At 67.3% G+C, this 26,904-nt stretch carries 24 protein-coding genes; 12 read left to right on the top strand and 12 right to left on the bottom strand.

Translation table 11 applies throughout. The annotated features are described in order from the left end of the window. Window positions 1-97: 97 nt before the first annotated feature. Window positions 98-568, bottom strand: coding sequence for a 23S rRNA (pseudouridine(1915)-N(3))-methyltransferase RlmH (rlmH, locus tag OY559_RS05455; RefSeq protein WP_277729054.1), 471 nt, complete (start codon window positions 566-568; stop codon window positions 98-100). Window positions 569-689: 121 nt separating this feature from the next. On the opposite strand from rlmH, the gene OY559_RS05450 reads away from it, so the two are divergent. Next, complete coding sequence (locus OY559_RS05450) at window positions 690-2,225, top strand: alkaline phosphatase PhoX (RefSeq protein WP_277729053.1); 1,536 nt, start codon at window positions 690-692, stop codon at window positions 2,223-2,225. Between the two features lie 65 nt (window positions 2,226-2,290). Here OY559_RS05450 and rsfS read toward each other — a convergent pair whose 3' ends face one another. From rsfS to leuS, 5 genes are all read right to left on the bottom strand, one after another. After that, window positions 2,291-2,707, bottom strand: a complete 417-nt coding sequence (gene rsfS / locus OY559_RS05445) for a ribosome silencing factor (RefSeq protein ID WP_277729052.1) — start codon at window positions 2,705-2,707, stop codon at window positions 2,291-2,293. Window positions 2,708-2,738: 31 nt separating this feature from the next. Continuing rightward, complete coding sequence (gene nadD / locus OY559_RS05440; RefSeq protein WP_277729051.1) at window positions 2,739-3,416, bottom strand: nicotinate-nucleotide adenylyltransferase; 678 nt, start codon at window positions 3,414-3,416, stop codon at window positions 2,739-2,741. Between the two features lie 7 nt (window positions 3,417-3,423). Beyond that, window positions 3,424-4,458, bottom strand: coding sequence for a DNA polymerase III subunit delta (gene holA, locus OY559_RS05435; protein WP_277729050.1), 1,035 nt, complete (start codon window positions 4,456-4,458; stop codon window positions 3,424-3,426). Next, the gene (lptE, locus tag OY559_RS05430) at window positions 4,458-5,003 is read right to left on the bottom strand and encodes an LPS-assembly lipoprotein LptE (RefSeq protein ID WP_277729049.1); all 546 of its coding nucleotides are present in this window, start codon (window positions 5,001-5,003) and stop codon (window positions 4,458-4,460) included. The genes holA and lptE overlap by 1 nt, the downstream gene beginning before the upstream one ends. Before the next feature lie 112 nt (window positions 5,004-5,115). After that, window positions 5,116-7,752 (bottom strand): leucine--tRNA ligase, encoded by a 2,637-nt coding sequence (gene leuS / locus OY559_RS05425; protein WP_277729048.1) that lies wholly within the window; start codon window positions 7,750-7,752, stop codon window positions 5,116-5,118. A 106-nt stretch (window positions 7,753-7,858) separates the two neighbouring features. On the opposite strand from leuS, the gene OY559_RS05420 reads away from it, so the two are divergent. Continuing rightward, complete coding sequence (locus tag OY559_RS05420; protein WP_277729047.1) at window positions 7,859-9,178, top strand: metal-dependent hydrolase family protein; 1,320 nt, start codon at window positions 7,859-7,861, stop codon at window positions 9,176-9,178. Window positions 9,179-9,254: 76 nt separating this feature from the next. Here the strand turns inward: OY559_RS05420 and OY559_RS05415 are convergent, their stop codons facing one another. The 4 genes from OY559_RS05415 to OY559_RS05400 all read right to left on the bottom strand — a co-directional run bounded on the left by OY559_RS05415 (window position 9,255) and on the right by OY559_RS05400 (window position 11,209). After that, window positions 9,255-9,854: a DUF998 domain-containing protein gene (locus OY559_RS05415; RefSeq protein WP_277729046.1), complete on the bottom strand. Its 600-nt coding sequence runs from the start codon at window positions 9,852-9,854 to the stop codon at window positions 9,255-9,257. A gap of 80 nt (window positions 9,855-9,934) precedes the next feature. Further along, window positions 9,935-10,525, bottom strand: coding sequence for a hypothetical protein (locus tag OY559_RS05410; RefSeq protein ID WP_277729045.1), 591 nt, complete (start codon window positions 10,523-10,525; stop codon window positions 9,935-9,937). Between the two features lie 73 nt (window positions 10,526-10,598). Next, on the bottom strand, window positions 10,599-10,817 hold the full coding sequence (locus OY559_RS05405) for a helix-turn-helix transcriptional regulator (RefSeq protein ID WP_142123772.1): 219 nt from the start codon (window positions 10,815-10,817) through the stop codon (window positions 10,599-10,601). After that, on the bottom strand, window positions 10,814-11,209 hold the full coding sequence (locus OY559_RS05400) for a hypothetical protein (RefSeq protein ID WP_277729044.1): 396 nt from the start codon (window positions 11,207-11,209) through the stop codon (window positions 10,814-10,816). Before OY559_RS05400 ends, OY559_RS05405 begins: the two co-directional genes overlap by 4 nt. 139 nt (window positions 11,210-11,348) lie before the next feature. On the opposite strand from OY559_RS05400, the gene trxA reads away from it, so the two are divergent. The 7 genes from trxA (at window position 11,349) to OY559_RS05365 (ending at window position 18,841) form a co-directional block, all read left to right on the top strand. Next, window positions 11,349-12,203 (top strand): thioredoxin, encoded by an 855-nt coding sequence (gene trxA / locus OY559_RS05395; protein ID WP_277729043.1) that lies wholly within the window; start codon window positions 11,349-11,351, stop codon window positions 12,201-12,203. Window positions 12,204-12,246: 43 nt separating this feature from the next. Further along, window positions 12,247-12,711, top strand: coding sequence for a DUF4442 domain-containing protein (locus OY559_RS05390; protein WP_277729042.1), 465 nt, complete (start codon window positions 12,247-12,249; stop codon window positions 12,709-12,711). Window positions 12,712-12,783: 72 nt separating this feature from the next. Next, window positions 12,784-13,455 carry a DUF502 domain-containing protein gene (locus tag OY559_RS05385; RefSeq protein ID WP_277729041.1) on the top strand — a complete coding sequence of 224 codons (672 nt, stop codon included), beginning with the start codon at window positions 12,784-12,786 and terminating at the stop codon, window positions 13,453-13,455. Window positions 13,456-13,458: 3 nt separating this feature from the next. After that, a complete protein-coding gene (locus tag OY559_RS05380) occupies window positions 13,459-14,235 on the top strand; it encodes a queuosine precursor transporter (protein WP_277729040.1) in 777 nt (258 codons plus the stop codon). 85 nt (window positions 14,236-14,320) lie between these two features. Next, the gene (locus OY559_RS05375) at window positions 14,321-15,337 is read left to right on the top strand and encodes a serine hydrolase domain-containing protein (protein ID WP_277729039.1); all 1,017 of its coding nucleotides are present in this window, start codon (window positions 14,321-14,323) and stop codon (window positions 15,335-15,337) included. Window positions 15,338-15,476: 139 nt separating this feature from the next. Further along, the gene (locus OY559_RS05370; RefSeq protein WP_277729038.1) at window positions 15,477-17,135 is read left to right on the top strand and encodes a FecR domain-containing protein; all 1,659 of its coding nucleotides are present in this window, start codon (window positions 15,477-15,479) and stop codon (window positions 17,133-17,135) included. Next, the gene (locus OY559_RS05365; protein WP_277729037.1) at window positions 17,132-18,841 is read left to right on the top strand and encodes a CHASE2 domain-containing protein; all 1,710 of its coding nucleotides are present in this window, start codon (window positions 17,132-17,134) and stop codon (window positions 18,839-18,841) included. The genes OY559_RS05370 and OY559_RS05365 overlap by 4 nt, the downstream gene beginning before the upstream one ends. A gap of 41 nt (window positions 18,842-18,882) precedes the next feature. On the opposite strand, the gene OY559_RS05360 is transcribed toward OY559_RS05365, so the two are convergent. Beyond that, window positions 18,883-20,256 (bottom strand): MBL fold metallo-hydrolase, encoded by a 1,374-nt coding sequence (locus OY559_RS05360; protein ID WP_277729036.1) that lies wholly within the window; start codon window positions 20,254-20,256, stop codon window positions 18,883-18,885. Window positions 20,257-20,441: 185 nt separating this feature from the next. Between OY559_RS05360 and OY559_RS05355 the strand changes: the two genes are divergently transcribed. From OY559_RS05355 to OY559_RS05345, 3 genes are all read left to right on the top strand, one after another. Then, window positions 20,442-22,523 carry a M13 family metallopeptidase gene (locus tag OY559_RS05355; protein WP_277729931.1) on the top strand — a complete coding sequence of 694 codons (2,082 nt, stop codon included), beginning with the start codon at window positions 20,442-20,444 and terminating at the stop codon, window positions 22,521-22,523. A 186-nt stretch (window positions 22,524-22,709) separates the two neighbouring features. Then, window positions 22,710-23,966, top strand: coding sequence for an aminopeptidase (locus tag OY559_RS05350; protein ID WP_277729035.1), 1,257 nt, complete (start codon window positions 22,710-22,712; stop codon window positions 23,964-23,966). Between the two features lie 169 nt (window positions 23,967-24,135). Beyond that, window positions 24,136-26,154: a M13 family metallopeptidase gene (locus OY559_RS05345; protein ID WP_277729034.1), complete on the top strand. Its 2,019-nt coding sequence runs from the start codon at window positions 24,136-24,138 to the stop codon at window positions 26,152-26,154. A gap of 72 nt (window positions 26,155-26,226) precedes the next feature. Here OY559_RS05345 and OY559_RS05340 read toward each other — a convergent pair whose 3' ends face one another. After that, on the bottom strand, window positions 26,227-26,877 hold the full coding sequence (locus OY559_RS05340) for a rhomboid family intramembrane serine protease (RefSeq protein WP_277729033.1): 651 nt from the start codon (window positions 26,875-26,877) through the stop codon (window positions 26,227-26,229). Window positions 26,878-26,904 lie beyond the last annotated feature (27 nt).

The following is a 26,904-nucleotide window of genomic DNA, read 5'->3' as shown; positions in this document are numbered from 1 at the left end:
CACTACCTCGGCTCGCTTTCCGTGGAGGATGTCGATTCCCGTGCATGCATGACGCGCGGTCGCGACTCACGTCGCTCCTGCAGAAAGCGCCCATCGCTCAGGCGCGGTGGTAGGGATGGTTCGCCAGCATCGCCGCCGCGCGATAGACCTGTTCGGCCACCAGCAGCCGCACCAGCATGTGCGGCAACGTCAGCGGACTGAGCGACCACTTCTCGTGTGCAGCGGTCACGACATCCGGTGCGTGGCCTTCCGGCCCACCGATCAGCAGCGCGATGTCGCGGCCCAGCGTACGCCAATGCTCGAGCCGCTGGGCGAGTTGTTCCGACGAGTACGGCTTGCCGGTCACTTCCAGCGCGACCACATGGGCATTCTTCGGCAACGCCGCCAGCACGCGCTTGCCCTCGTCCTCGATCGCACGTTGCGGATCGCGGCCCTTGCCACGCAGGCCCGGCTCGATTTCGACCAGTTCGAACGGCAACCAGTGCGACAACCGCTTCTGGTATTCGGCGAAGCCCTGCGCGACCCAACTGGGCGCGCGCTCGCCGGTGGCGATGAGACGGCATTTCATGTCGCCATGATAGCGGCGTCACACGTCCGTCGGCCCGCCTGCAAGGGTCATGCCCTTGTCATGTGGTGGTTATGTGCGCTGCCTAGCGTCGCGGACTCCCCCAGCCCGCAGGAGTCGCATGATGACGATGTTCGATCCCTCCCGCCGCCAGGTCCTAAAAGGCAGTGCCGCCGCCGTCGCCATGGGTGCCATCGGCAGCCTCGGCGCGCTGCATGCGCGGCAGGCCCACGCCGCCACGGCCGCGACGCAACTGTCTCCGGTCCCCAGCCGCTACGGACCGCTCGCGCCGGTCGCGGACGACGCGACCGGACTTCCCCTGCTGCAATTGCCGCGCGGATTCCGGTACCGCTCCTTCGGCTGGAGCGGCGACCGGATGGACGACGGCCAACCCTGCCCCGACCGCCACGACGGCATGGCCGTCGTCGGGGTGCGTCATCCGCGCCACGGTCGCCGCACCCGAGGACATGGGCACGGACTGGAGTACGTGCTGATCCGCAACCACGAGCGCGGCGCGGGCACGCCCATCCGGGCACCCGGCATGTACGACACGGGTACCGTCAGCGGCACGCAGCTCGCCGGCGGCGGTACCACGACCCTGGGCTGGCGCCATGGCGAATGGACGCGCATGGAGCCGAGCCTGGGTGGCACGCTGGTGAACTGCGCGGGCGGCCTGACCCCGTGGGGCACCTGGCTGAGCTGCGAGGAGATCAAGACCGATGCCACCTCGAGTGCGGGCCGCAAGCACGGCTACGTGTTCGAAGTGGATCCCGACAGTGAGCGCACGACCGGCCGTCCACTGGTGGGTCTGGGCCGTTTCAGCCACGAAGCCGTGGCCGTGGATCCCCGCACCGGCATCGTCTACCTGACCGAAGACGATCGCAACAAATCGGGCCTCTACCGCTTCATCCCGAACGACCGCCGCGGCCGCAACGGTTCGCTGGAGAACGGCGGTCGCCTGCAGGCGGCGCGCGTGCGGGGCCGTCGCAATGTCGACCTGAGCGTGGCGGCGATCGGCGACGAATACGCCCTGGAGTGGGTGGATGTGCCGGACCCGGACCTGGACACGATCATGGCGCCGGCCGGCTTCCCTGACGTATCCGCCGGCGAAACGCTGAGTGGGCCGTTCGCGCAGGCATGGAGCGAAGGCGCACTGCGCATGAGCCGTGGTGAAGGCATCTGGTACAGCTACGGCAAGATGTTCATCGTCGATACCAGCACCGGCGTGGACGCGCAGGGCCGCAAGGGCCGCGGCAACGGATCGGTGTGGGTGCTGGACCTGTTCACGCAGCGGCTGAAGGCATTGTTCGTCAGCGGGAACCAGCTGGCGGCGCACAATCCCGACAACATCACCGTCAGTGGACGTGGAGGCGTAGTGCTCTGCGAGGATGGCGGCGAGAGTCCCGACGAATACGGCCCCGGCGCGCGCCTGATCGGCCTGACCCGTGCAGGCGAATCGTTCTACCTGTGCAAGAACAACGTGCAGCTGACCTCCACGCAGATCGCCAATGCCGGCAAATCGGTGCCGGAAGGCGACTATCGCGAAAGCGAGTTCTGTGGTGCGTGCTGGGATCCGTTCTCGCGCACGCTGTTCGTCAATCTGCAGACGCCGGGCATCACCGTGGCGATCACCGGCCCGTGGGAACGCGGACCGCTCTGACGAGGATCAACGGAACGAAGAACGGCGCCCCCGGGCGCCGTTCCTTCGACAGCTGACGAGCCGCCTCACAGCCGCGATTCGTCGGCGGTCTCGATATCTTCCGGCGGCTGGTCGCCCACGGTCCACAGGCGCTCCAGCCCGTAGAACTCGCGCACGCGCGGCAGCATGACGTGGACGATGACGTCGCCCAGGTCCACGAGCACCCACTCCGCCTCGCGCTCGCCTTCCACGCCGAGCGGCATCACGTCCAGCTTCTTGGCGAACTTCACCACTTCGTCGGCGATCGACTTCACGTGGCGCGTCGACGTGCCGGACGCGATCACGAGATAGTCGGCAACGCTGGACTTGCCGCGCACGTCGATCTCGACGACATCCTTGGCTTTCAGTTCCTGCACGGCGGCATGCACCGTGGCGAGCAGATCCGGCAGGGCCGGCGGCGGACTGGGGAGACGGGTCTTGATGACGTGGGCTTGGCTGGACAAAGGCTTGGTGGCTCTGGGAGTACGGGAACGATTATAGCGAACCAACGTCGGCAGCCCGTGATGCGTAAAGCCTTTCGTCGGCAATCGCGTCCGCCACCGCCACAGGCACGAAATGGCGCCAGGCCTCGCCAGTGGCAATGCGGCGCCGGATCTCGGTGGCCGATTCCTGCTGGAGCGGCTGGTTCAGCCGGAATACGCGACCGGCGGGGGCACGCTGCAGGTCCTCTGGCCGGTCGGTCCAGCGCCCTTCCAGCCGGGCGGCCAGCACCGGAGCGAGGCCGGCATCGAGCCCGCTGCCAGGGCGGTCGGCGACGACGAAGTGCGCCAGCTCGAAGAGCGTGGGCCATGCCCGCCAGGTGGGCAGGCCCAGCAGGCTGTCGGCGCCGATCAGCAGGGCGATGGAGACCGTCTGACCGAGCTCTCCACGCAGCTCATGCAGGGTATCGATGGTGTATGAACGTCCGGCCGGATCGCGTTGTGCGCGCTGCAGCTCGCGTCGATCCACGCGTAGACCGGGGACGTCCCGGACCGCGAGATCGAGCAGGTGCGCGCGTTGCGCCGCAGTGGCGCCAGGCGGTGCGCGATGTGGCGGGTCCGCAGCCGGCATCAGATCGATCGACACGCCGAACTCGTCGCGCGCGGCACGCGCAATGGCCAGGTGTCCGTTGTGGACGGGGTCGAACGTGCCGCCGTAGAAGACTCGCAGCATCGCCCCGTCAGGCCACCAGCAGGCGCACGGCCTTCGCCTCGGCGATGGCCAGCAGCAGGCGCTCCAGGCCCACCCAGGCATCGCCATCGCCCCGCCCTTTCGCGGTGCGGTCGATCTTCGATGCTTCGGCGACGAAACGGTCCCAGCGCGCGGGCGTTGCATGCCGCTGCAGCGCACGCTTGAACGGCGCCTGCTTGGCTTCCCAGATGCCCTGCGACTTCATTTCGGCAGCGAGGTTGCCGCCGTTGGCCTGCACACGCGCCAGCGCCGCGGTACGCAACAGTTCCTTGACGACCATCGGCATCAGGCCGGCCACCATGTCGCCTTCTGCGCGCAGGCCGGCGAGGATGCGCGACACCTGCGCGCCCTGCCCGGCCAGCACCGCGTCGGTCAGGCGGAAAACGTCGTAGCGTGCGGCGTTCGCGACCAGCGACTCCATCCGCCCGACATCCAGCACCTCGCCTTCGCTCAGCAGCGCAAGCTTGTCGATTTCCTGCGCGGCCGCCAACAGGTTGCCCTCGACGCGATCCGCCAGCAGTTGCACGGCATCGCGGTCTGCACGCACACCCTTGCTGCGCAGGCGGCTTTCGATCCAGCCTGGAAGCTCATGCGGCTTGATCGCCCATGCCACCGCGACCACGCCGACGCGTGCGATGGCATCGCTCCACTTGCCCTGGTAGGCCTTGCCCCATTCGCCGGCGGTGACCAGCAGCACCACGTCCGGCGGCGGGTTGGCGCAGAACGCACTGATGATCTCGGCGCCCTCCTTGCCCGGTTTGCCGCCCGGCAGGCGGACTTCCACCAGGCGGCGCGCACTGAACAGGCTGGGTGCATTGAAGCTCGCTTCGAGCCGGCCCCAGTCGAAATCACGTCCGTCGGCATCGAAAACTTCACGCTCGCCGATGCCCTGCGCGCGCGCTTGCGCACGCACCGCATCCGCCGCCTCCAGCACGCGCAGCGTTTCGGGCCCCGCGATCAGATAGACCGGATGCAGCGTCTCGGACGCGCCACGCGCGGCGAGCTGTTCCGGCTTGAGTTCCATCAGGGCGCTACGTTCGCCGGGCCGGAGCGCACCACGCCGTCGATGCGGCGCAGGATGGAGGCCGCCATGTCGCGGCGCAGTTCCTCAGCGAGGACTTCGCGCTCGGTCGCGGTACCGGTCGCATCCTGCGGCGGCGATACATAGTCGCGCGACAGCTCCACCACCTGCTGTGGAACCAGATCGGTCCCATCGGCCCGCTTGAACGCGAAGACCACCGCGTAGCGCAGGCTGAACTCCTGCGCACGCCCGAACTGGTCGACCGCGATGGGCAGGTCGCCCCAGCGTTCGGACAGGATGCGCAGCGTAGCCACCTGCTCTTCCGGCGACGCCGCGCTGTCTTCACCGATGGGCGAAGCCAGCGTGGCGCCCGCGCCCTGCAGGCCGCGCGACAGGCTGGTGACCAGCGCGCTGTAGGACGTGGACGGTCCCATGACCCTGACAGGCCCCAGGTCGGACGGCAACGCAATCTTGTTGCGCAGGTGGAAACCACAACCGGCCAGGAAGACCAGGGTGACGACGAGCAGAGGCAGGCGGAATCGGGTCATGGGCGAAGTCTGGACGAGGCCGTCATGGGCGGCAATAGCGTAGCCGGACCGCAGGTGAACACCGGGGCAAAGCGTCCTTCGCCGGTTTCCATCCGCAGCGCGGCTTCGCCGCTCAGCCCGCCACGATGTTGACGATCTTGCCGGGCACCACGATCACCTTGCGGATCGCCAGGCCTTCAAGGAACTTCGCGGTATTCGGCTCCGCCCTGGCCAGCGACTCGACCAGGTCGCGTGGCGCATCGGCGCCCACCTCGATCGTGCCGCGCAGCTTGCCGTTGACCTGGACCGCCAGGGTGACCGAATCGCGCACCAGCGCATCCTGGTCCACCTGCGGGAACGCCACGTCCTCGATCAACGTCTCGTCGTGGCCAAGTGCCTGCCACAACGCGTGGCTGGCATGCGGCGTGATGGGATTGAGCAGCAGCACCGCGGCTTCCAGTGCTTCCTGGCGCACCGCACGCCCCTGCGCACTGGCGTCGTCGAATTTGCCCAGCGTATTGGACAGTTCCATCACTGCCGCGATGGCGGTGTTGAAGCTGTGGCGCTTGCCGTAGTCGTTGCCGACCTTGTCGATGGTTTCGTGGGTCTTGCGGCGCAATGCCTTCTGATCGGCCGTCAGCGCCGGCACGTCCAGCGCTTCGATGCCGGTGCCGTCCGCGACATGCTTCTGCACCTGCGTCCACAAACGACGCAGGAAGCGCGCCATGCCTTCCACGCCTGCCTCATTCCATTCCAGCGACTGCTCCGGCGGCGCGGCGAACATCGAGAACAGGCGCACGGTGTCGGCGCCGAACTTGTCCACCATCGACTGCGGGTCGACGCCGTTGTTCTTCGACTTCGACATCTTCTCGACCGGGCCGATCTTCACCGGCTGGCCATCCGCCTTCAGCGTGGCGCCGACGACGCGGGCCTTGTCGTCGCGCTGGATCTCGACATCGACCGGATTGATCCAGTCCTTCGACCCGTCAGCATTGTCGCGATAGAACGTCTCCGCGATCACCATGCCCTGCGTCAGCAGGTTGGTCGCCGGTTCGTCGCTGTCCACCAGCCGCGCATCGCGCAGCAGCTTGTGGTAGAAGCGGAAATACATCAGGTGCAGGATCGCGTGCTCGATGCCGCCGATGTACTGGTCCACCGGCAGCCAATAATTGCCGCGCTTGTCCACCATGTCCTTGGCGCCCGGCGAGGTGTAGCGCGCGTAGTACCAGCTCGACTCCATGAAGGTGTCGAAGGTGTCGGTTTCACGCTCGGCGGCGCCGCCACATTGCGGGCACTTGGTCTTGCGCCACTCGGGATCGGCCTTGATCGGCGACTTCACGCCGTCCAGGGTGACGTTCTCCGGCAGCACGACCGGCAGGTCGGAATCCGGCACCGGCACCGCGCCGCAGGCGTCGCAATAGATCACCGGGATCGGGCAGCCCCAGTAGCGCTGGCGGCTGACACCCCAGTCGCGCAGGCGGTAGTTCACCCTGCGCTGGCCCTGGCCCTTGCGCTCGAAGCGCTCGGCCAGCGCCTCGAAGGCACCGCGGTAGTCCAGTCCGTCGAATTCGCCGGAGTTGACCAGTTCCAGGTCGTCGCGGGTCTTGTCGCCGTACCAGTCCCGCCAGGTGGTCGGGTCGTAGGTCTTTTCGTCGTCGTTCTTCGGCGCCTTCAGCGCGATGACCTGCTGGATCGGCAGGGCGTACTTGGTGGCGAACTCGAAGTCGCGCGGGTCATGGCCCGGCACCGCCATCACCGCGCCGGTGCCGTAGCCCATCAGCACGAAGTTGGCGACCCACACCGGGACCTTGTCCCCGGTGACCGGATGGATGGCCCTCAATCCGGTGTCCATGCCGCGCTTTTCCTGCGTTTCCAGCTCGGCCTCGGACACGCCGCCGTGCTTCAGTTCTTCCAGGAATGCCGCCAGCGCCGGATTCGATGCGGCCGCCTTCAGCGCCAGGGGATGCTCGCCGGCGATCGACACGAAGGTCACGCCCATCAGCGTGTCCGGGCGGGTGGTGAATACCGTCAAAGGCTCCTGACCTTCGACGACGAACTGGATTTCCAGGCCCTCGGAACGGCCGATCCAGTTGCGCTGCATGGTCTTGACCGCATCCGGCCAGCCGGGCAACTCGTCCAGGCCGTCCAGCAGTTCCTGGGCGTAGTCGGTGATGCGCAGGAACCACTGCGGGATCTCGCGCTTCTCCACCACGGCGCCGCTGCGCCAGCCGCGGCCGTCGATGACCTGCTCGTTGGCCAGCACGGTCTGGTCAACCGGGTCCCAGTTCACCACCGAGTTCTTGCGGTAGGCCAGGCCCTTGCGCAGCAGCCGCGTGAACATGCGCTGCTCGTGCACGTAGTACTCGGGGCGACACGTGGCGAACTCACGCGACCAGTCGATGGCATAACCCAGCGACTTCAACTGGGTGCGCATGTGCTCGATGTTGGCGTAGGTCCACTTGGCGGGCGCGGTCTTGTTCTTGATCGCCGCATTCTCGGCCGGCAGGCCGAACGCATCCCAGCCCATCGGCTGCAGCACGTTGTGGCCGGTCATGCGCTTGTAGCGGCTGATCACATCGCCGATGGTGTAGTTGCGCACGTGCCCCATGTGCAGCGCACCGGACGGGTACGGCAGCATCGACAGGCAGTAGTACTTCGGCTTGTCCGACTGCTCGTCGACCTCGAAGGCGCGCCGGGCCTCCCAGAAGGCCTGGGCTTGGGACTCGACGGTTTTCGGATCGTAGGAAGCGGGTTCGGCAACAGTGGACATGGCGGTGTGCGGCTACGGCGACGGCAAAGCGGCCAAGGGTACCGCAGCGCACCATGGCCCGCCACGCCAACGGTTAGCATGGACGGGTCGAAACCGGGGACACCAGATGACCAAGACCTTGCTTGCCCTTGCCCTGGCGGCCGCCAGCCTGCCCGTTGCGGCCGCCGAACCCGTCCCGCCCGCCACGCTGGCCCTGCATTGCGGCCAGTTGTTCGATGCCCGCAGCGGCAAGGTGCTGGGCGAACACACGGTGCTGGTCCGCGACGGCAGGATCGCCGAAGTCATTCCCGGCCGCGCCAAGCTGGCCGACGCCGAATCGATCGTCCTGAACGACCACACCTGCACGCCCGGCTGGACAGACCTGCACGTGCATCTGGGCAGCGAATCCAGCCCGCAGAGCTATTCGGAAGGGTTCCGGCTGGACCCGGTGGACTATGCCTTCCGCTCGGTCGGCTACGCCGAAAAGACCCTGCTGGCCGGCTTCACCAGCGTGCGCGACCTGGGCGGCGACGTGGCGCCGCACCTCCGCGACGCCGTCAGCCAGGGCCTGGTGAAGGGTCCGCGCATCTTCGCCGCCGGCAAGTCCATCGCCACCACGGGCGGCCATGCCGACCCCACCAACGGCTACAACGACCGCCTTTCGCACCTGCTCGGCCCGCCCGGACCGACCGAGGGCGTGATCAACTCACCCGAGGAAGCGCGCCAGGCCGTGCGCCAGCGCTACAAGGACGGCAGCGATGTCATCAAGATCACCGCCACCGGTGGGGTGCTGAGTTACGCCAAGTCGGGCGATGCGCCACAGTTCGTGGTGGACGAGATCAAGGCCATCGTCGATACCGCGCGGGATTACGGCTTCCGCGTGGCCGCGCACGCGCACGGCAAGGAGGGCATGAAACGCGCCATCCTCGGCGGCGTGACGAGCATCGAGCACGGCACCTACATGGACGACGAGATCATGCGGCTGATGAAGCAGCATGGCACCTGGTACGTGCCGACGATCTATGCGGGCCGCTTCGTGGCCGACAAGGCGAAGATCGATGGCTACTTCCCGCCCGTGGTCCGGCCGAAAGCGCAGCGCATCGGTGCGCTGATCCAGCAGACCGCCAGCCATGCGTATCGCAACGGGGTGAAGATCGCCTTCGGCACCGACATGGGCGTGGGCCCGCATGGCGACAACGCACGCGAATTCCTTTACATGGTGGAAGCCGGCATTCCCGCCAACGTCGCCCTGCAGGCCGCCACGATCCGTGCGGCGGAAGTGCTGGGCGTGGACGACCAAGGCGTGATCGAACCGGGCAAGCGCGCCGACATCGTGGCCGTGCCGGGCGATCCGGTGGCCGACATCAATGCGGTGCTGAAGGTCGATTTCGTGATGAAGGACGGCAAGGTGTATCGCCGGCCGCGCCTCGACGCCCCCGCCCGATGACGTGATGACGAACGCGCCGCAGCGCGCCGTCGTGCGGAACGGCCGGTACCAGGCCATGCTCGCGCGGCGGAAGTATTCACCTTCCGGCGCGCGACGCAACGCACAGCCAGCCGAGCCACGCGGCATAGCCGAGTCGCTGCGCCACGCCCGCCGGCATCCATTCGACCGCCAGCAGCGCGCTGAACAGCACGATCGCGGCCGCCGCAACGCTCGCCACCACCGCCGGGCGCCAGCCGCCCCGCCCCCGCATGCCGAAGGCGAACAACGCTGCGCCCGGCACGAATGCCACCCACCACAACAACCATGCCGTCGCGTGCAGGCTGCTCGCGTCGTTGTGCAGGTCATCCGGGTCCAGCGGCAGCACGCCCAGCCCGGCGAAACCCAGCGCGGACAGCAGCAGCAACTGCGCGCCGACGCGGGCGGGCCATCCTGCATCGGCCGGCAACCGGTGCCTCAGGTCCAGCGCAGTGCCTGCGGCCAGTATCCCCGTCAGCATGAAGCCCAGCAGGTTGAAGCCCAGCGCATGCGGCACGCCCTTCGCTCCCAGCACCGCCACCGGATGCCCGATCTGCGAGTAGCCCGACAGCGCCAAGCCGAAGCCCAGCACGGCGCAAGTGAAGACGATCGCGGCGGCCACGCCGGTCAGGGGCAACAGGCGGGACGAGGGGATCGGCATGGCGTTCGCGACAGGAGGAGACGATGCGTGCAGACGAACCGGGCCTGCACGCCGGGGACGCGCATCTTAGCGCCGGGGCCCTATTCCTTTTCCCAGCCGGTGCGGCCGCCCTGCGCGGCAGCCTGGTTTTCCTTGAGGTAATCCAGTGCCAGCGAGGCACTGCGGACCAGCATGCTGTTGTCGGCGGCGCCGAACGTCCAGGCACCCGCCATCCCCTTCGCATGCTGGTAGAACTCGGGCTCGGCGATCAATGCGCCAGTCGCCTGGTCGGTGAGCTTCACCTTCACCAGGATGCGCGAACTGCCCGCGAAGGCGCCCGCCCAGAACCGCGCGCCCCCGCTGATGAAGCGGATCTTCTCGATGCGCGGCTCGATCACCAGCGTCCGCACGGGTGCATGCGTCGCAGGTGCCGCGTTGCGCTCTGCAACCCACACGCCCACGCGCTCGTCGAGGTTGCGCTGGAACGACGCCAGCGCCTCCTGGTTGGCCTTGTGCCCGGCATAGTCGGACGCGAGCGTGGCGGGCTTGAGGTCGTAGCGGTCGAACTGTCCCAGTGCCTCGGCCGGCGGCGGATTCAGCTCGGCTGATGCCTGGATCTCGTCCTTCGCCAGCGCCTGGCCGACGAAAGCCCATCCCAGCAACATGCCCACTACGACGCGACGCACATCCATCACAGCCTCCGGACCGATCATTGACGCGGCCGATGCCGCAGCGGGGACCTTAGCAGAGCGCCGCCGTGGGGCCCTATGCCAAAGGTTGCCAATGGAAAACGTCCTCCACGCCCACCCCGAAGGCGCGTGCGATGCGGAAGGCCAGCTCCAGCGACGGCGCGTAGCGCCCGGCTTCCAGGGCAATGATGGTCTGCCGCGTCACCCCGCAGGCATCGGCCAGACCCTGCTGGGTCATCTCGCCACGCTCAAAACGAAGCCGCCGGATATCGTTGGCGATCGGCGTACCGGTCATAGGCGGTCGCCCCCATGCGGCGGTGAAACCCTTGCCGACGCTTCACCACCGTTCACGCCTGCGTCCCCTGCCTGTCCTTCCAGTACATCAGCGCGGTGGCCGCGCACTCGCACAGCCCCCCACATCAGCGCGAACACCAGCAGGTTGGCGATCATGAGGTGGGTCGCCCACGCCAGCCGGTCCGCGGGCGAGAACGCCAGCATCATCGCCGGGCCGACCAGACAGCATGTCACCGCACCGCGCCCCCAGCCCCAGCCGGCCGCGTGCTGCGCGATCCGGCGGTCGCGCTCATCCTTTTGCACCCGTCCCTTCCAGCGCAGTCCGAGCACACCGTTCAGTGCGCTCCAGGCGACCAGCAGCAACCCCAGCCAACCCGTCCGCTGCCATGCCATGGTGTCCACTCCGACAGACAATATGTAATTCAAACATTACATCTCGACATGCCAATGTAAAACACTTTTTACATCACCTTGTATCCTGCCGCCCGCGGCACCATCTGACCGCCACGCCCCATCCGCCATGAGCGAGCCGATGACCGACCTGCCCCACGTATTCGATGCCACCACCGAAACCTTCGAGGCCGATGTCCTGCGCAAGTCGCTGGAAGTGCCTGTGCTGGTCGACTTCTGGGCGACCTGGTGCGGGCCCTGCAAGACGCTGGGACCGATCCTCGAGAAGCTGGCCGGCGAGTACAACGGCGCCTTCCTGCTGGCCAAGGTGGATGTGGACAAGGAGCAGCAGATCGCAGCGGCCTTCCAGATCCGTTCGGTGCCCACCGTGTTCCTGGTCAAGGATGGACAGCTGGTGGACGGCTTCCCCGGTGCGCTGCCGGAAGGCCAGTTGCGCGAGTTCCTGGCCTCGCATGGCATCCAGCCGGCGGAATCCGCCGCTGAGGTCGCCGAAGCCGCGCCGCTCGATCCGCAGGCGCAGGTCGCCGCCCTGCGCGAGGCCGTTGCCGCAGAACCGGACAAGGATGAGCTGAAGCTGGATCTCGTGCTCGCCCTGCTGAAGACCGGCGAAGCCCCCGAGGCCGAGCGCCTGCTCGATGCGCTGCCCGCCAACCTCGCCACCGACGATCGTGCGGTCAAGGCGCGTGCACGGCTTGGTTTTGCCGCCGCGCTCAAGGATGCGCCGCCGCCGGAAACACTGCTTGCCGCCATCGCCGCGAATGCGGACGACCTGCGCGCGCGCCACCTGCTCGGCGTGCACGCACTGGTCGGCGGCGACTCCGAGGCCGCGCTGGAGCAGTTCCTCGAGATGCTCAAGCGTGACCGTACCTTTGAAGATGGCCTGCCCCGCAAGAGCCTGATCGACGCCTTCCGCGTGATCGAGGACGAGGCGCTCGTCGGTCAATACCGCAGGAAGATGTCCTCGCTGCTGTTCTGAGCCGCGAATCCTTCCTCGTCACTTCAGTAGAAAACAGTCCTGCATGAAACCCGGCTCCCTGCGGCACATCTTCAATGTGTGGCCGCCCTTCCTGCTCAGCGGCATCCACGTCACCGAAATGGCACGCGACTGGAGTTTTGCCCGCGTCGAACTGCGCATGCGTCCATGGAACCGCAACTATGTGGGCACGCACTTCGGCGGCAGCCTGTTCGCCATGACCGATCCGTTCTGGATGATCCTGGCCAAGGAGCGGCTGGGCAGCGATTACTACGTCTGGGACAAAGCGGCGGAGATCGAATTCGTCAAACCCGGCAAGGGCACGCTGCATGCCGAGTTCCGGCTGGATGCGTTCGTGCTGGACGAGATCCGCGCCGAGGCCGCCAACGGCCAGAAATACCTGCGCTGGATGCCGGCGGACGTCTTCAACGCCCAGAACGAAGTCGTCGCCCGCGTACGCAAGCAGATCTACGTGCGGCTGAAGCCCGAGGCGCGGCAGACCGGCGGCTGATCCACGCGCCGCTGCACAGCATCCCGGCGATGGCGCTACGGCAGGGCCTGCGCGCCGGCCTACAATAGCGCCATGCCCCCCGACCATCCCGCGCACCGCGTTTCGGTGCAGAAGCTTTTCATCACCGGCCTGCTGACCCTGTTGCCGATCTGGCTGACGTGGGTGGTCGTCAAATTCGTGTTCGTGATGCTGTCGGACATCAGCAAGCCGTGGGTCGAGCCGATGTCGCACCAGATCGCGGCGACCTTCCCGCAGTCGCTGGGCTGGTTCAACGGCCTGTGGGTGCAGAACACGATTGCGATGATCGCCACGCTGTTCGTGATCCTCGCCGTGGGCGCATTGACGCGCCGCGTGGTCGGGCAGCGCCTGCTGCGCTGGTTCGAGGCCCTGATCGCGCGCGTGCCGCTGGCGAACGTCATCTACACCAGCGCGCGCAAGTTGCTGGACATGCTGGAGACCAAGCCGGGCAGCACGCAGCGCGTGGTGCTGATCGATTTCCCGCACCGGGACATGAAATCGGTCGGCCTGGTGACGCGCGTGATCCGCGAGGAAGGCAGTGGCCGCGAGCTGGCCGCCGTCTACGTGCCCACCACGCCGAATCCGACCTCCGGCTATCTGGAGATCGTGCCGGTCGAACTGCTCACGCCGACCGACTGGACCGTGGACCAGGCGATGAGCTTCATCATTTCCGGCGGTGCCGTCGCGCCGGAGACCATGCCGTTCACCCGCGCCGGGGACCGCTGAACCATGCACGTACCGCGCACCCTGGATGATCGTGCGGTCCGCCTCTTCATCGTGCTGGCGGCGGTGTTCTGCGCCAACGCGGTGCTGGCCGAGTTCATCGGCGTCAAGATCTTCGCGCTGGAAGACACGCTGGGCATCGCGCCGCTGGAGTGGAACCTGTTCGGCCAGACCGGCTCGCTCAGCTTCACCGCCGGCACCTTGCTGTGGCCGTTCGTGTTCATCCTGACCGACACCATCAACGAATTCTTCGGCAAGCGCGGCGTGCGCTTCATCTCATGGCTGGCCGTCGCATTGATCGTGTACGGCTTCCTGTTCGCCTTCGCGGCGATCGCACTGGCACCGGCCGGCTGGTGGGTGGAAGCGGCGCAGGCGCAGGGCGTGCCCGACTATCAGAAGGCCTTTGCGGCCATCTTCGGCCAGGGCATGTGGACCATCGCCGGCTCGGTGGTCGCCTTCCTGGTGGGCCAGCTGATCGACGTATCCGTGTTCCACCGCATCCGCAACGCCACCGGCGAGCGCTGGGTGTGGCTGCGCGCGACCGGCTCGACGGCGATCTCGCAGCTGGTGGACAGCTTCGTGGTGATCTACATCGCGTTCGTATTGGGGCCGCAGAAGTGGCCGACCTCGCTGTTCCTCGCCGTCAGCACGGTGAATTACGCCTACAAGATGCTGGCGGCGATCGCGCTGATCCCGCTGCTGTACCTGATGCGGCATGGCATCCGCCGCTATCTGGGGATTGAACGCGAACGACAGCTGCGCCTGGAAGCCGCCACGGACTGACGCCGGTCACATGCGCTAGGCTTGCACCGTTTCATCGAGGGGTGGGGCGGCGATGAAGGCCATCTGGATACTCGGAGTACTGCTGATGACCGCAGGCGAGGCTGGCACCTCGACGCGCGATGCCGCGATCGACGCATGGATGCACGACTACACCGGCGCGGTGCCCGGCGCATCGGTACTCGTCCTACATGAAGGCGAAGCGGTGTTCCAGCGCAGCTACGGACTGGCCGATCTCGAGGCCGGTGTCGCCACGACGCCGCAGACCAACTTCCGGCTGGCGTCCATCAGCAAGCAGTTCACGGCCGCGTGCATCCTGCTGCTGGCGGAAGACGGCGCGCTGACCCTGGATGACCCCGTGCGCCGCTGGCTGCCGTCGTTGCCCGCGGTGACCGATTCGGTGACGCTCCGCCACCTGCTCAGCCATACCTCCGGCGTGATCGACTACGAAGACCTGGTGCCCGGCGATCAGGTCACCCAGGTGCATGACGCAGATGTGCTGCGACTGCTCGAACGCGAAGAACGCCTCTATTTCACGCCAGGCGGCGACTATCGCTACAGCAACAGCGGCTACGCCTTGCTGGCGCTGGTGGTGGAACGCGCCTCGCGGCAGCCGTTCGCTGCATTCCTGCATGCGCGCATCTTCGCGCCACTGGGCATGGATGGAACCGTCGCCCGCGAAGACGCTGGCCCCCGTGTCGCGCACCGCGCATACGGCTACAGCCCGGTGAATGGCACATGGCAGCGCACCGACCAGAGCACGACCAGTGCGGTGCTGGGCGATGGCGGCATCTATTCGTCCATCACCGACCTCGCGCGCTGGGACGCCGCGTTGTACGACGACCGCCTGCTCAATGCCGCCTCACGCGCGCAGGCATTCCGGCCCGCGACCGTTACCGGTGAGCCCGATGTGGCGCACTATGGATTCGGCTGGCGCCTGCAGGGTGGGATGCAATGGCACTCCGGCGAGAGCATCGGCTTCCGCAACGTGCTGGTCCGCTTCCCCACGCAGCGCTTGACCGTGGTCGTGCTGACCAATCGCGACACGCCGGAACCGTATCGCCTGGCACGTCGCATTGCGGGCCTGTGGGGCGCCCAGCCCTGATCCACAGGCAAGCGGATCGGTTTGGCGAACGAAGCTAATGTGACGTGAAAACCGGCGAAATCCGGCCAATCAATCAACCGCACCCCTCTATAATTGTGACCGATTCAACATTTCGCAGACGCTTACGCGGGAGTGGACGATGCACAAGTGGGCGATCCAAGGGAAAGGATGGCTGGGTTGCGGACTGGCGATCCTGTTACTGGTTTCGTGGCCGGCCCAGGCACAGGAATGGGCCTACCGCGTACGTCCCGGCGACACGCTCTGGGATGTGACGGGTGCATACCTCAAACCCAGCATTCCCTGGCAACGGCTGCAGGACCACAACGGCATCGCCAATCCGTATGCCCTCCCGCCGGGCTCCACCCTCCGCATTCCGCTGCAATGGCTGGACAGCCAACCCGCACGTGCCAAGGTCGTGGCCGTGCAGGGCAGCGCGGTCACCCGGACCACTGCGGCCGGAACCGATGCTCCCGTCACCGCCGGCATGTCGCTGGGCAGTGGCGCCTTGCTGAAGACCTCGCCGGACGCATCGCTCAGCCTGCAGTTCGCCGACGGTTCGCGCCTGTTGTTGCTGGGCGGCAGTGAACTGCTGCTGGACCGCCTCACGCGTTTCGGCCGCTCCGGCATGGCCGACACGCGCCTGCGGCTGCAGCGCGGACGCATCGGCAACGAAGTCCGCCGCCTGCGCGGACCCGCAGCGAACTTCATCGTCGACACGCCCAGTGCATCCTCCGCGGTGAGGGGTACCCAGTTCCGTGTCGAGGCGGGTGACGGTCGCACGCATACCGAAGTCCTCGAAGGCCGCGTTGCGGTGAGTGCACGCAACCAGCGCGGCGCACTGCTCCGTCCGGGCTTCGGCACCGTCGTGGCCATGGGCCAGGCCGCCGTGACGCCGGTGAAACTGCTGCCGGCGCCGGACCTGTCGCGGACCCCATCGCTGTCGCAAAGCGCACGCCCTGAGTTGAGCTGGCCCGCGGTGCCGGGCGCGCAACGCTACCGCGTGCAGGTCAGCGAGCGCGCCGCTTTCGACAGCCTGCGTGTGGATGCGGAAAGCGATGCCCCGGCCTTCACCTTGCCCGCGCTCGGTGCCGGTCGCTACTTCGTCCGCGTACGGCCGATCGATGCCGTCGGCCTGGAAGGCCACGATGCCGTCATCCAGTTCCGGATCGACGACCAGCCCGTGCCGCCGTACTCCGTCGCCCCGGCTGCCGCAAGCATCGTGCGCACGCCGGAGGTCTCCCTGGCCTGGACCGGCGCCCCCGGCGCGATCGCCTATGACTACGAAGTGGCCGGCACCGCCGGATACGCACAGCCGGTCGCACGGGCCCGGGTGAACGACGCCACCTCCACCCGCCTTCCCGACGCCCTCCCGCCGGGCGAATACGCCTGGCGCATCCGCAGCGTGGACAGCCAGGGGAAAACCGGGCCCTTCGGTGACAGCCTCGCCTTCACGGTGCGCCCCCTGGTCGAAGTGACCGCCATCGATGGCGCCGAAGCCGAAGCCGGCAACACGCGCGAAGTGACCTTCCGCTGGCCTGCCGGCCAGCCCGGCCAGCGCTACCGCTTCCAGATGTCGCGCACCCCGGATTTCAGCGGGCCGCAGGTGGACATGCTGGTCGACCAGCCCGAAATCACCCTGCCGCGCCTGCGCAGTGGCACGTGGTACCTGCGCGCCCAGACGATCGATGTCGACGGGTTCGAGGGCCCGTTCCCGGCGCCGCAGGTGATCGACGTGCCCTGCCGGTTGTGCCGCATTGGCGTTGGAGCAGGGGCATTGCTCATACTGCTCGCCCTGTGAGCACCGCCGCGCCCGCGCCCAAATGGAAACCCCGCCTGCTGACGGCGGTGGGCGCGGCTGCGCTGGCGATCCTGGTCACCCTGTCCGGCCTGACCCTGGCGCCGGACGCTGCGGTCTACGACACGCTGGTGCTCGGCGCTGCTCCGGACGCCGACCCCCGCGTCGTGGTGGTCGACATCGATCAGAAGAGCCTGGCCGAACTGGGCCGCTGGCCCTGGTCGCGCCGCACGCATGCCCAACTGGTCGACCGGCTGAGGCTGGCCGATGCGAAGGGCATCGCGTTCAACATCCTGCTGTCCGAGCCGGCCCTCTTCGACCCCGAAGGCGATGCGCTGCTTGCGCGTGCGATCAGTCGCAGTGGCCGCGTGGTACTGCCGGTGTTCGCCGAGCCCGTCCAGCTCAACGGCGCCACCGTCGAGCTGATGCCGATCCCCGAGTTCGCCGCCTCGGCCGCTTCTCTGGGCCACGCCGAGATGGTGCTGGATGAAGATGGCGTGGCGCGCAGCGTCTACCTGCGTGCCGGCCTGGGCTCACCCCACTGGCCCGCACTCGCGCTGGCGTTGCTCCAGCTGGAACCGTCAACCGGTGCCAATGCGGAGCTGCCGGGACGCAGGCTGGTGACCACCGACCTGGCGCCTGCATCGCCGTACGAGTGGGTGCGCGACCACGAAGTGCGCGTGCCGTTCGCTTCGCCACCCAACGCTTTCCGGCACGTTTCGTATACGGACGTCCTCAACCAGCGTATCCCCGCCTCGCTCCTGCGCGGCAACTGGGTCATCGTGGGCGTCAGCGCAACCGGCATGGGGCCGATCGCCCGTGCGCCCGGCCAGCCGGCAACCGCCAGCATGAGTGGCGCGGACTATCAGGCCAACCTTTTGAACATGCTGATCAAGGACGCCGCCATCACCCCGCTGGGAGAAGGCTGGCAGGCAGGCCTGTCCGCGGCGCTGGCCGCACTGCCGTTGTTGCTGTCCCTGCTGCCGGGGCTGCGTCGCGTCTGGCTGCCCACGGTACTGACCATGGCGGGCACCGTGGTGATTTCGGTCCTGCTGCTGCGCTACGGACACGTCTGGTTTTCTCCCGTGCCGGCATTGCTGGTGCTCGCCCTGGGCGCATCGTTGTGGATCTACCGGCTGCTGCGCAGGACCCACAAGCAGGCGCAGTCTGATGCGTTGACGGGGCTCGCCAACCGCACCCGTTTCGATCACGCATTGGACCAGGAGTTGCGCGTCGCGCGTCGCAGTGGCCAGCCACTGTCGCTGCTGGTGATGGACATCGACCACTTCAAACAATTGAACGACACCCAGGGACACGCAGCGGGCGATGCCGCATTGAAGGCACTGGCCCGGATCCTGCGCAGCCGCGCGCGGCGACCGCGCGACCTGGTCGCACGCCTGGGTGGCGATGAGTTCGCGCTGCTGCTGCCGGAAACCTCGGCGCAGGCCGCGGCCACCATTGCCACCACCATCCACGTGGACCTGGCCAACCAGGGCCGGAAGCCCCACGGCACCAGCGCGGGCACATCACCGCCATTCACCGCCAGCATCGGCATCCACACCCACATGAGTGGCGACGACGCCGGGCCGGAAGACGTGTTCGACCGCGCCGACGCCGCGCTCTACCGGGCCAAACAGGCCGGCCGCAACCGCAGCGTCAGCCATACGGGCGAGCCCGAACCGGTCGGAACGTCCGCCACGCGGGTGTGATGCCGGGTATCCGCACCCGCACGGGCCGCCGCCCGCTTTCCTCAGACGTCCAGCACCATTCCCGGCCTTGCGAGTTCCACCGGCGCGCCGTGGCGCTCCCCGATCTCGCCCGCGAGCGCTTCGCGCGCCTTGTCTTCGCCATGCACCAGCACCAGCGGTGGCGATGGCTGGAAGTTGTCGTACCACGCCAGCAGGCCGCGCTGATCGGTATGCGCGGACAGGCCACCGACCGTGTGGCGCTGGGCGTTCACGCGATAGTCGCGGCCGTGGATGCGGACCCACGCTGCGCCATCCACCAGCCGTCGGCCCAGCGTGCCCTGTGCCTGGTAGCCGACGAACACGATGTGGGCGTTGCGGCGCCCCAGGTTGTAGCGCAGGTGATGCTGGATGCGCCCGCCATTGGCCATGCCGGAACCGGCGATGATGATGGCGCCATTCTCGATCTGGTTGATGGCCATCGACTGCTGCGTGGTTTCCGACACGTGCAGGTTGGGCAGGCGGAACGGATTGGGTGACTGCGACCACACCCGTCGCGCGTCCTCGTCGAACAGTCCGTGGTGGCGTGCGTAGACATTCACCACCTTGGCCGCCATCGGGCTGTCCAGGAAGATGCGCCAGCGCGACAGCTTCCACGTCTCCCAGTGCCGGGCGAACCAGTACAGCAGTTCCTGCGTGCGCCCGACCGCGAAAGCGGGTATCAGCACGTTGCCGCGGTCGCGCCACGCATGGTCGAAGATCTCGCCGAGTTCGCGGATCGTCTCCGGGCGGTCGCGGTGGTTGCGGTCGCCGTAGGTCGATTCCATCACCAGCAGGTCGGCATGCGTGACCACGGCGGGGTCGCGCAGGATCGGCGTGCCCTTCGGCCCCAGGTCGCCGGAAAACACCAGCTTGCGCCCTTCGGCCCACAGCTCGACGATGGCCGAGCCCAGGATGTGGCCCGCATCGCGCAGGGTGATGTCCACGCCCGGCAGGATGGTCGTGCGTTCGTCGTAGGGCAGCGGCTGCACCTGGCGCAGGGTCGCGTGCACGTCCTGCGCGGAAAACAGGGGCTGTGCTTCCGGCTCGCCACGGCGGCGGTCGCGATTGGCGCGCTCGGCCTCGGATTCGGACAGCGATGCCGTGTCCAGCAACATGATCGGCAGCAGTTCCGCGCTGGCGCCCTGGGTATGGATGGGGCCCCGGAACCCGCGCTTGACCAGCAGCGGCAGCCGGCCGACGTGGTCGATATGGGCGTGGCTCAGCACCACCGCGTCGAGCGTGGTCGGATCGAACGGGAACGGCTCGGCATTGCGTGCTTCGGCTTCGCGGCTCCCCTGGATCAGGCCGCAGTCCAGCAGGATGCGCTTGCCTGCCGCCTCGACCAGGTGCATGGAGCCGGTGACCTCGCCGGCTGCGCCGTGGAAATGAACCTGCATGCAAATGCCCTCCTCGAACGTGCGCCCAGTATGTGCCCTGCGGGGCGGGGAGGCATGACCTTCGACACACCTGCCCTCCCCGGGACAGGCGTAGAGTCGCGGCACGCCCCCACCCAGGGGGTTCCTTTTTTCCATTGCCCTGCCCGGGGCCGGAGTAGAACGTGATTGCCCGCAAACCCCAGATCCTGATGCTGTCGCTCGCCGTGGCCACCGTGCTGGCCGCCTGCGCCAAGAAGGAAGACGCCGCGCCCGCCGCCGATACCACCGCCCAGGCGCCGGCTGCGCTGGAGCTGAAGCTGGACGAGAGCACCCTGCCCGGCGTGAACCGTTTCATGATCGGCGACCTGGATCCCACCAAGAACGCCTGCACCGACTTCGCCGGCTACGCGAACGGCACCTGGCTGGCCGCCAATGCGATTCCCAGCGACCGCACCAGCTGGGGTGCGTTCGAGATGCTGGCCGAGCGCTCCACCGCCATCCAGAAGCAACTGGCCGAACAGGCCGCCGCGCACCCGGGCGCGACCGGCGTGGAGAAGATCGTCGGTGACCTGTGGGCCACCGGCATGGATGAGGCCAAGGTCAACGCCCAGGGCATCGAGCCGATCAAGCCCATGCTGACGGCCATCGACGGCCTGCAGGACAAGGACGCCATCGTGGCGTACCTCAACGAATCCGCCGCCAAGGGCCAGGCCTTCCTGTTCGGCTTCGGTGCCGAAGCCGACTTCAACAAGCCCGATACCAATATCGCCTACGCGTTCCAGGGCGGCCTGGGCCTGCCGGACAAGAATTTCTACTTCGACGCCGACAAGAAGACCATCCGCGACGAATACGTGAAACACATCGCCAAGGTGCTGGAGCTGTCCGGCGTGACCGCGGCCGATGCGCAGAAGCAGGCCGCCGACATCATGGCGTTCGAGACGCGCCTGGCGAAGGTATCCAAGTCGAACGAGGAAATGTCGCGCGACGTGTCGCTGTACTACAACCCGGTGACGCTGGCCGATGCGGACACGCTGACGCCGAACTTCTCGTGGACGAAATTCTTCGAGTCGCAGGGCGTGGCACCGCAGGAGAAGTTCTCGCTGGCCGTGCCCGCCTTCCACCAGGAAGTCAGCACGATGCTGGGCGACACCGATCCGGCTGCGTGGCGCGCCTACCTGCGCTTCCACACCATCGATGGCGCGTCTCCCTACCTGAGCGACGCCTTCGCCAACGAGAACTTCAACTTCTACGCCAAGACGCTGCGCGGCCAGAAGGAGATCGAGCCTCGCTGGAAGCGCGTGCTGGGCACCATCGAGAACCAGAGCGGCGAAGCGCTGGGCCAGATGTACGTGAAGGTGGCCTTCTCGCCGGAGTCGAAGGCGAAGATGGAAACGCTGGTCGCCAACCTGGGGACCGCGCTGAAGGCCCGCATCCAGAACCTGGAATGGATGAGCGACGAGACCAAGGCCAAGGCGATGGAGAAGCAGGCCGCCTTCACCACCAAGATCGGCTATCCGGACAAGTGGCGCGACTGGACCGGCCTGTCGACCGGCCGCGACAGCTACATCGGCAACGTGATCTCGGCGATGGCGTTCAACTACAAGTGGAACCTGGGCAAGATCGGCAAGCCGGTGGACCGTACCGAATGGGGCATGCCGCCGCAGATGGTCAACGCGTACTACAACCCGCTGCAGAACGAGATCGTGTTCCCGGCCGCCATCCTGCAGCCGCCGTTCTTCGACCCCAATGCGCCGGATGAAATGAACTACGGCGGCATCGGCGCAGTGATCGGCCACGAGATGACCCACGGCTACGACGACCAGGGCAGCCGCTTCGGACCGAGCGGCAAGTTCGAGAACTGGTGGACCCCGGCCGACGCCAAGGGCTTCTCGTCCCGCACCGACAAGCTGATCGCGCAGTTCAATGACTATCGCACCAGCGACGGCCAGAAGATCAACGGCAAGCACACGCTGGGCGAGAACATCGCCGATCTCGGTGGCCTGGCCACGGCTTACGACGCGATGAAGGCGGCGGCCGGCGATACGCCGGATCCGAAGACCGACGGCCTGACGCGCGACCAGCGCTTCTTCCTCAACTGGGCCACCGTGTGGCGCCGCAACTTCACCCCGGAGGAACTCAAGAACCGCATCGCCACCGACGAACACGCCCCGGCGCAGTTCCGCGCGATCGGTGCGCCGTCGAACCTGCCCGCATTCGCGGCGGCATTCTCGTGCAAGGCAGGTGATGCGATGGTGCGCAGCGGCAACCAGCATGTCGTGATCTGGTAAGCCCCGCATAATCGCGCAATGCAGGAAAGGCCCGGCGATGTCCGGGCCTTTCCTTTTGCGCATCCGCGGTTACGGTCCGCCCGACGGTCGGCCGTTCGACGGTGCTCCGGGCGTCCCCCCCAGTGCTGGCCACGCATCGAGGGGGCGTTGCACGGCTGTGCTTCCATCCATCGAAGGAGGACTGCCATGACCCGTCTCACCGTGTCGATACTGGGCGCCGCGATCGCCTGCGTCGTGCTGGCCGCGTGCCAGAAACAGGAAACACCGCCTCCTGCGGACACGCAGGCCACAGCCGAACCCGCCACCGACATCCCCGCCGAACCCGCCGCCCCGCCGGTCGACCTGGAACAACTTGCCCAGCGCCTGGTCGCCAGCGCAGCGGTGAAGGAAGGCGATGCCGTCATCATCGTCGGCAGGACCCACGATGCCGAACTGCTGGAAGACATCGCGCTGCACGTACGCCGCGCGGGGGCTTTCCCGATGATCGAGTACACCAGCGACCGGCTCGCCAAGCGGATGTTCTTCGATGTACCGGCGCAGTTCGACAGCCAGGCACCGGCGCTGGATCTGGCGCTGTCCAAGGTCTTCGACGTGGTCATCTCGTTGAGCAACGGCACCTCGGAAAACCTGTTCGAGGGCGCCGACCCGCAGCGCGTGGCGGCACGCGGCAAGGCCGGGGAAGCCATCGGCCAGGCGTTCATGAAGGAGAACGTGCGCCAGGTGGAGATCGGCAACGGTCTGTATCCCACGCCATGGCGCGCGCAACGGCTGGGCATGTCCGAAACCGAACTCGCCAGGACGTTCTGGGAGGGCGTCAACGTGGATCACGCCGCGCTGCAGACGCGTGGACAGGCGGTGAAAGGCGCGCTGGCCGCCGGCAACGAACTGCACATCAGCCACCCCAACGGCACCGACTACCGGATGCGGATCCAGGGACGCCCGGTGCTGGTCAGCGATGGCGTCATCTCGCCAGAGGACATCCGCAGCGGCGGACCTGCACTGCAGGTCTTCCTGCCCGCCGGCGAGGTCTACACCACGCCCGTCGCGGGCACCGGCGAAGGCCGCATCGTCGCCAGCCGCGACTACTTCCGCGGGCAGGCCATCGATGACCTCGCCGTGACCGTCGCCGGCGGCAAGATCACCGCACTCACCGGGACAGGGCCCGGCTTCGCGGCACTGAAAGCCGAGTTCGATGCAGTGGGCGATGCCCGCAAGAACGAAGTCTCGTTCTTCGACATGGGCATCAATCCGAACGTCAAACTGCCCTCCGGCAGCCAGGTGGGCAACTGGGTGCCGGCCGGCACGGTGACCCTGGGCCTGGGCAACAATCTGTGGGCTGGTGGCGACAACGCCATCACGTACGGCATGAACTTCTTCCTGCCCGGCAGTACGGTGACATTGGATGGCAAGGTCATCGTGGACAAGGGCCAATTGACCTTGTGAGGTCGCAGGTGGGCGGCCGCGCGGACGGCCACCCACCGTTGCATGCGCGCTCTGTGACACAGCGCATGAATCCGTCGCCAAGGCCGTTGGCAGATGTGGGGAAACGTGACCGGGCAGATGGGGCACGCTTGCTAGAATCGCCCGACCCCTGAACCCCTGGATTCTCCTGATGCCCAGCCCGCGCCCCGCTCTCGGCCGCCCCACCCTGATCGCCTTCGCCCTCGTCATCGCACTGGGCGCCCCCCAAGCCGAAGCGCAGCGCAAGAAGCGCGCGACCACCCCTGCCGTGAGCGCGCAGTGCACCGACTTCTACGCCGCCACCAATGCGGACTGGCTGAAGAAGAACAGCCTGCCTGCCGGCGTCGGCAGCGTCAGCGTGCTGGGCGCCTTCCGCGAGCGCACCCTTGAGCAGCAGCGCGCCCTGCTGGATGGCGCCATGAAGGCACCGCAGGGCAACGTGCAGAAACTGCTCGGCGACTTCTGGGCCAGCGGCCTGGACGAAGCCGCCGTGGAAGCGGATGGTTCCAGGCCTATCGCGCCGCTGCTTGACCGCATCAACGCCATCAAGAAGCCCAAGGACGTAGCGCCGGCCATCGCCGCGCTGCACCAGGTCGGCGTGCCGGTGACCTTCAACTTCAGTCCGGACGTGGACCTGCAGGCACTGGACCGCCACATCGGCTACTTCATGCAGGGCGGCCTTGGCCTGCCCGACCCGGCCTACTACACCCGCACCGATGCCGACACCCGCGAACTGCTGGGCCGCTACCGCACCTACGTGAAGCAGGTGCTGGCCCTGACCGGTACGCCGGCCAACAAGCTGGATGCCGAATCCGCGCTGGTCATCGACCTGGAGACCAAACTGGCGCAGGTGTCCAAGCCATTGGTGGACCTGCGCAGCCCGTTCGCCAACTACGCTCCCGTGCCCACGAAAGATCTGGGCAAGCAGTACCGCAACCTGCAGCTGGATGCCTTCCTCAAGGTGCAGGGCGTCACCGACGACACCGTGTCGATGGCCGACCCCGCACTGTTCAAGCGCCTCGATGGCCTCGTCGGCAGCCTGAAGCCGGACCAGTGGAAGGCCTACCTGCGCTGGCGGGTGGGTGATGCGATGGCACCGTACCTGGCAAAGCCCTTCCGCGATGCCGAATTCGAATTCCGCGGCCGCGTGCTGCGTGGCGAAGCCGCCCCGGCACCACGCTGGCGCCAGGTGCTGGATGCCATCAACCTCGCTGCCGGTCCGATGCTGGGCAAGGAGTACGCCGAGCGCTACGTGCCCAGCGAGCACAAGCGCCGGGCCGAGCAGATCGCCGGACAGGTGCGCGATGCACTGGGCCGCGGCATCGAACGCAGCACCTGGCTGAGCGACGCCGCCAGGACCGAAGCCAAGGCGAAGCTGGACAAGCTGAAGATCGAGGTCGGCACGCCCAGGCGCGACCTGGACTACAGCGTGCAGCCGATGGGCCGCGGCAGTTTCGGCGGCAACATGCTGATCGCCTCCACCTGGCGCCATCGCGAGGAGATGAAGCGCATCGGCAAGGGCAACGCCGACCGCCGCTGGGACGTGCTGCCACAGCAGCCCGCGCTGGCCTACGACCTGGCCCAGAACCGCTTGATCGTGACCGCCGCCGTGCTGCAGGAAGAGATCTTCGACGCAAAGCAACCGGCTGCCGTGCAGTACGGCGCGTTCGGCGCACTGGTCGGCCATGAGCTGAGTCGTGGTTTCGATGGCAAGGGCCGGATGGTCGATGCCAAGGCCCAGTTGCGCGACTGGTGGAGCGCAGCCGATGTGGCCGCATGGAATGCGCTGGGCAGCAAGGTGGCGACGCAGTACGGCGCTTACGCATACCCGGGGCTGAAGAACGTCAAGGTCAACGGCACGCTGACCCAGGACGAGAACCTGGCCGACCTGGCCGGCGTGGAACTGGCGTGGGATGCCTTCACCACCGCCGAACCGCAGGCCAATGCCGCCGCCAGGCAGTCGTTCTACAAGGCATGGGCCACGCTGTGGGCGCAGAACCTGTCGGAAACCGAGGCCGCCCAGCGCGCGGCCGTGGACGTGCATGCACCTGGCCAGTGGCGCGCCAACGGTCCGCTGACCCAGCAACCGGCCTTCGCCCAGGCCTTCACCTGCAAAGCGGGCCAGCCGATGCAGGCGAAGGAAGCGGACCAGGTCCGGATCTGGCGCTGAGCCTCACCCTGGCAAGACAGGAAAACGGCGCGGAATTCCGCGCCGTTTTTCTTCATCCCCTTCCGGTACGGCCTATTTGACGGCGCGCAGATGCGGCGGCTTGGGCTTGCGCGGTCCCTTGCGGAACGGCGGCTGGCCACGCCAGTAGCGGATCATCAGCCACCCGAACAGCATGCCGCCGAGATGCGCGAAATGCGCCACGCCAGGCTGCAGGCCGGTGAAGCCGAGCACCAGGGCGAGGACCGCATAGAAGATCACCAGCGTGCGTGCCCGTATTTCCATCGGCAACGGGAACATGATCATGCGCTGGTTCGGAAACAGCATGCCGTAACCCAGCAGCAGGCCGAACACGCCACCGGACGCACCGACCGTGCGATACGGCAGCGCACCGGACGACACCATCCACCATCCCACGACCAGCTGCAGCAGGCCCGCGCCCACGATGCACACCAGGAAGAAGGTCAGGAAGCGCCTGGGGCCCCATGTCTGTTCCAGCGACGACCCGAACATGTACAGCGCCAGCATGTTGAACAGCAGATGCGTCAGGCCGCTGGTGTCGTGGAGGAATCCGTACGTCAGCAATTGCCAGGGCATGAAGCCGTGGCCTACCGGCCACAACGCGAACCATGCCTGGAACGCATTGCCCAGCATGAGCTGCAGGAGGTAGACGCCGACATTGGCGATCAGCAGGTTCCGGGTGACGGGAAGCAAACGGGGAAACATGGGAAACCTCATGACGGTCAGCTCACA

Origin of the sequence: Pseudoxanthomonas sp. SE1 (assembly GCF_029542205.1) — a bacterium.
Classification (GTDB): domain Bacteria; phylum Pseudomonadota; class Gammaproteobacteria; order Xanthomonadales; family Xanthomonadaceae; genus Pseudoxanthomonas_A.
This window is presented reverse-complemented; position numbering and strand designations above follow the sequence as displayed.